4 protein-coding genes are annotated in these 4472 nt (G+C 73.8%); 2 read left to right on the top strand and 2 right to left on the bottom strand.

From position 1 onward, the window contains the following. Positions 1-377: 377 nt before the first annotated feature. Together FRZ03_RS30395 and FRZ03_RS30385 are read right to left on the bottom strand one after the other, a co-directional pair. Complete coding sequence (locus tag FRZ03_RS30395; protein WP_146468300.1) at positions 378-1796, bottom strand: HEAT repeat domain-containing protein; 1419 nt, start codon at positions 1794-1796, stop codon at positions 378-380. 300 nt (positions 1797-2096) lie between these two features. Beyond that, positions 2097-2489: an ankyrin repeat domain-containing protein gene (locus tag FRZ03_RS30385; protein WP_146468299.1), complete on the bottom strand. Its 393-nt coding sequence runs from the start codon at positions 2487-2489 to the stop codon at positions 2097-2099. Positions 2490-2752: 263 nt separating this feature from the next. Between FRZ03_RS30385 and FRZ03_RS30380 the strand changes: the two genes are divergently transcribed. Together FRZ03_RS30380 and FRZ03_RS30375 are read left to right on the top strand one after the other, a co-directional pair. Next, entirely contained in the window at positions 2753-2947 is a 195-nt protein-coding gene (locus tag FRZ03_RS30380) for a hypothetical protein (RefSeq protein WP_146468298.1), read from the top strand. Positions 2948-2990: 43 nt separating this feature from the next. Beyond that, positions 2991-4472 (top strand): hypothetical protein (locus FRZ03_RS30375; protein ID WP_146468324.1); only part of this gene is annotated, 1482 nt, incomplete at its 3' end.

The following is a 4472-nucleotide window of genomic DNA, read 5'->3' as shown; positions in this document are numbered from 1 at the left end:
GGGACACGGGGCGTCCGTGTCGCGGCCGCTGCCCGGAGCGGGGGCGGGGGCGACGACGAGCGGGTGGTGACCGCGAACTTCGAGGTGCCGGGCGGTCTGGAGCGCGCAGTGGGCCACGCCGTTCACATCGGGGGGAAAGGATTCGGTCACGATGACGACACGCATACGGGTGTTGTCGCCGCGCCGGACGTGGCCGCGTCAACGTCGATCTTTCCGCGCGGGGAACGTCCCGTGAGCGTTGTGCTCCGCGTCCGAGCGGGCCAGACGGCGTCCATGGCCACCTGGCCCGCGGGTCATCCGGGGTTCACACGGCGGGCATGCCGAGGCCCGGCCGGGCGCGCGGGACGCGCCTGCGCCCCGCCCCCCGCGGGTGCCGCTCAGCTCGCGGAGAGATCGGGTCCGAAGCGGCTGCGCACCGCCGTCTGGACCTCGTCCTCCTCGGCCGGGTCGGCGGCGAGGCGGCGCAGGCGCTCCACGACCCGGTTGTCGCCGGTCTCGGCGTGCCGGGCGGCGAGCTCGCGGGTGGTCTCCTCGCAGTCCCAGAGGCATTCGACGGCGAAGCCGGTGGCGAAGGAGGGATCGGTGGCGGCGAGCGCGCGGGCGGCGCGGCCCCGCAGGTGGGAGGAGGCGGTCTCGCGGTAGACATGGCGCAGCACCGGCGCCGCGCAGGCGATGCGGAGGCGTCCGGCGCCGTCGACCAGGGTCCACAGGGTGGGCGCGTCGGGGCCCTCGCCGCGCACGGCCTCGCGCAGGGCGTCCAGGACGAGCGGGCCGTCCTGGGCGCCGCCCCGGCAGGCGAGCACGCGACCGGCGGCGGCACCGAGCGCGTCGGGCCGCTGGGCCCAGCCGCGCGCCCGGTCCACGGCGGCGACACTGCGCATCCGTTCGAAGGCGTCGACGGCGGCCTCCACGACGACCGTGGACCCGTCGGCCACCGCCCCCTCGATCAGACCCAGCACCTCGGGATCGTTGCCGTCGGCGAGATAGCGCAGGGCGGTGCAGCGGGCCCCGTCGGTTCCGGCGCGGGCCGCCTCGACGATCTCCGGCCGGTCCTCGGGGCCGGCCACCGCGGTCAGACAGCGGGCGGCCGGCACATGGAGGGCGGCGCCTCGCTCCAGGCCCTGCTGGGCCCATTCGAAGACGGCGCGCACGCTCCAGCCGGGGCGGGGCCCGGTCGGCCGCAGCTGCCGCTGCCAGCGGTCGAAACAGCCGGCCTCGTGGGCGGCCCGCACCCGCGCGCCGATCCAGTCGCGCGAGTCCTCCGCCCACAGCCGCCAGGGCCGCGGCTCGAAGGCGTCGCGCACGGCGGCGGCCAGTTCGGCGTCGCCCTCGGGGCCGGCCGGGAAGCGGGCGAGCACGGGCACGGCGAGGGCGCGCAGGCCCGCGTCGTCGTCGCGCAGGGCCAGCTCGTCCAGCGCCCAGGCCCAGTTGGCGCCCTGGGCGGCGTATCTGCGCAGCAGGTCGAGCGCGTCCCGGCGGCCGTAGGAGGCGAGGTGCCCGAGCACGGCCAGCGCGAGGCCGGTGCGGGACTCCTCGGTGTCCAGGTGGTCCTCGGGGTCGAAGAGGTGTGCTTCGACGGCGTCCAGTTCGCCGTTCAGGTCGAGGAAGAGGCGGGCGTAGTAGAGGGAGCGGTTCTCCACCTGCCAGTCGTGGCGGGGATCGCTCAGCACGCACTGGTTCAGGGCCGCGAGCGCCTCCGCCCGGGGGGCGGTGAGCGCGTGCAGCGTGCCGTCGCCGCGGCCCCGCTGGAGCAGGCCGAGCAGCGTGCCGCTGGGCGCTATGACCGGATCGAACATGGGAAACAGCCTCACATCAAGCGTCGACGCAACCGGGGAACACGCATTACCTGGCCGCGTGACACAACGTCGGAGCGCCCGCCGTCTCTTGCTTGCTGTAGACCATTTCTCTCTGCCTCTCGTCGGTGGCCCATGCGGACCGCATCACGGCCCGCGCGGTGCGGCAACACCTGCCCAGCCATCGCGTCCGTGAATCACGACGTCATGATGACCCGCGGTGTGTGCTGCCGCGACCGTATTTCCGGCGGCCCTGTACCGCCTCCCCCGTTTTCCGTGTCGTAGCTGGTCAGAAGCCCGGCGTCAGTGGACGCCGAAGAGTTCGAGGACGTCCTTCCGGTCGAACATGCGGGCGGTGTCGACCGCCGAGGGGGTACCCGCGGAAGGGTCGGCTCCGCCTTCCAGCAGGGCCCTGACGACCTCCGTCTCGCCCTTGAAGACCGCGCCCGCGAGCGGGGTCTGCCCCCGGTCGTTGACCCGGTTCGCCTCCGCGCCGCGGGCGAGCAGCGCGCGGACCGCGTCGGCGTGGCCGTGGTACGCGGCGAGCATGACCAGGGAGTCACCGCGGTCGTTGGTGAGGTTGGCCGGAACACCCGCGTCGACGTACGCCACGAGCGCCTCGGTCCGCCCCTGCCGGGCCAGATCGAAGATCTTGGTCGCCAGCTCCACGACCTCGGGGTCGGGGGCTTCACTCATCGCCGGACCGCCTCTCATTACAACCGTTCAGGTGAACCGCAAGGGTACTGGCTCGTGCCTCACACGACCCGTTCCGACCGAAGTAAAGATCACTACGGGTGAGCCCGGACGCAAGCGCCCAGCTCAACCGGCCTCTTCTCGGTTCGACCGGTCGGGCGAATAGTCACGATATTCACCCGCTTGCGCCCTTTATCGTATAGATACATGCTGTGATCCTGGAAGTACTGATGGTGACTGTCCCCCTCGACACCAGGAGGCACCCAATGATCCTCTCCATGTCAGGCGTCGTCCTGCTCGGCACCGTCATGTTCCTCTTCTTCCGCAAGGACGGCCTCAAGGGCTCGCACGCGTGTGTCTCCACCCTCTTCGGGTTCTACCTGTCGAGCACGGCCATCGCGCCCAGCATCAAGGCCGGCGGGGAGAGCCTGGCCGGCCTCCTGGGCGGCATCAAGTTCTGACGGCCCCGACCCGACGTCCGTCCCCCACCACCAGGAGACAGCAGTGGCCCGGCGCCCTCTCCCCCGCATTCTGAGCAAAGACGGCGCGCAACTCGCCCGGACGCAGCTCGCCCGGAGCCGGGAGCTGGCCCGGACGGCGGCCGACAGCGCCACCGACGTCCTCCATCCGCTGATCACCCTCTCGCGCGGGCTGCGCCGGCTGGCCTCGGCCGGGCGGCGCAGATGGGCCGACACCCCCAAGGACCGGCGCGGTCCGCTGCTGTTCCTGGTGGCCTGCCTGGTCCTGGTCGTGGTGCTGGCCCCCTACGGGCCGCTGCTGGCCGTCATCACGGTGATGGCGGCGGCGGGCTGGCAGGGCCGCGACCGCACCCCGCGCGTCCCCGAAGGCCCCGACGAGTCCCAGACCGAGCGGCTCCAGGCGCTGTACGAGGCCCTGGTCCCCTACTTCTCCGTCCCCGAGGACCCCGCACCGCTGTACGCGCACGGCGGCGAGTGGCAGAAGGCCGTCCCCACGCACGAGTTCGACGACGCCGGACGCGTCGCGCACCTGGTGCTGCGCTACCCCGCCTACTTCCCGGACGGCGAGCCCGAGGCCCGCGCGCGGATCGAGCGGGTGCTCACCGCGAAGGCGGGGCGCGGGCGCGAGTACCGCTTCGGGTGGGACGAGGAGGGCAACCAGCTGGCCGTCACCGCGCTCGCCCCGCTGCCGCCCGACATCGTGGCCCAGCACTTCGTGACCGCGCCGGGCGAGACGGTGCTCGGCTTCACCGACCCGAGCGAGGTGCAGCGCACCCTGCCCCTCTCCTACGGGGAGGAACAGCTCGACGTGCCGCCGGTCGTCTGGCGCACCGGCACCCGCTCCACCGAGCCGCATCTGCTGGCGGTCGGCCAGCCCGGCAGCGGCACCTCCACCCTGATGCGTTCCCTGGCGCTCCAGGCCCTGCGCCACGGCGACGTCCTGATCGTGGACGGCGGCGGCACGGGCGAGTACGCGTGCCTGACCGGCCGGGACGGAGTGCTGGCCGTGGAATGCGCGCTGCCCGGGGCGCTGGCGAGCCTGGAGTGGGCCGCGCAGGAGACCGAGCGGCGGCTCGTCGCGATCAACCTGGCCCGGCAGGCGGGCGATCCGCCACCGGCGGACACCCGGCGTCCGCTGTGGGTCCTGGTGGACCGGCCGAGCGTCTTCGCGCACCTCGCGGAGGTGGACGGCCGCGAGGACCCGCAGGCCCTGCTGCGGGTGCCGCTGCGGCACGGGCGCGCGGCGAACGTGACCGTCGTCGTCGCCGAGCACTTCGACGGCCTCGACGCGCTGAGCGACGCGGTACGGCAGCAGACGCGGGCCCGGGTCGTCCTCGGACCGACGGCGACCTGCCAGGTGGAGTCGGTCCTCGGCGCCGCGCCCCCGACGACGCCACCGGCCCAGGTGCCGCCGGGGCGCGGGTACGCCCGCCTGGGCCAGGGCCCCGTCCACCGGCTCCAGGTGCCGCGGACCCCCGACCCGTACGACGACGCGACGAGCGACGCG

Origin of the sequence: Streptomyces misionensis (genome assembly GCF_007896895.1) — a bacterium.
GTDB classification, from domain to species: Bacteria; Actinomycetota; Actinomycetes; order Streptomycetales; family Streptomycetaceae; genus Streptomyces; species Streptomyces misionensis_A.
The sequence above is the reverse complement of the archived record's forward strand: the minus strand, read 5'-3'. Positions and strand labels throughout refer to the sequence as shown.

Coding starts and splice junctions, on each gene's coding strand:
- FRZ03_RS30395 (WP_146468300.1), bottom strand. CDS start 1,796: ATGTTCGATCCGGTCATAGCGCCCAGCGGCACGCTGCTCGGCCTGCTC.
- FRZ03_RS30385 (WP_146468299.1), bottom strand. CDS start 2,489: ATGAGTGAAGCCCCCGACCCCGAGGTCGTGGAGCTGGCGACCAAGATC.
- FRZ03_RS30380 (WP_146468298.1), top strand. CDS start 2,753: ATGATCCTCTCCATGTCAGGCGTCGTCCTGCTCGGCACCGTCATGTTC.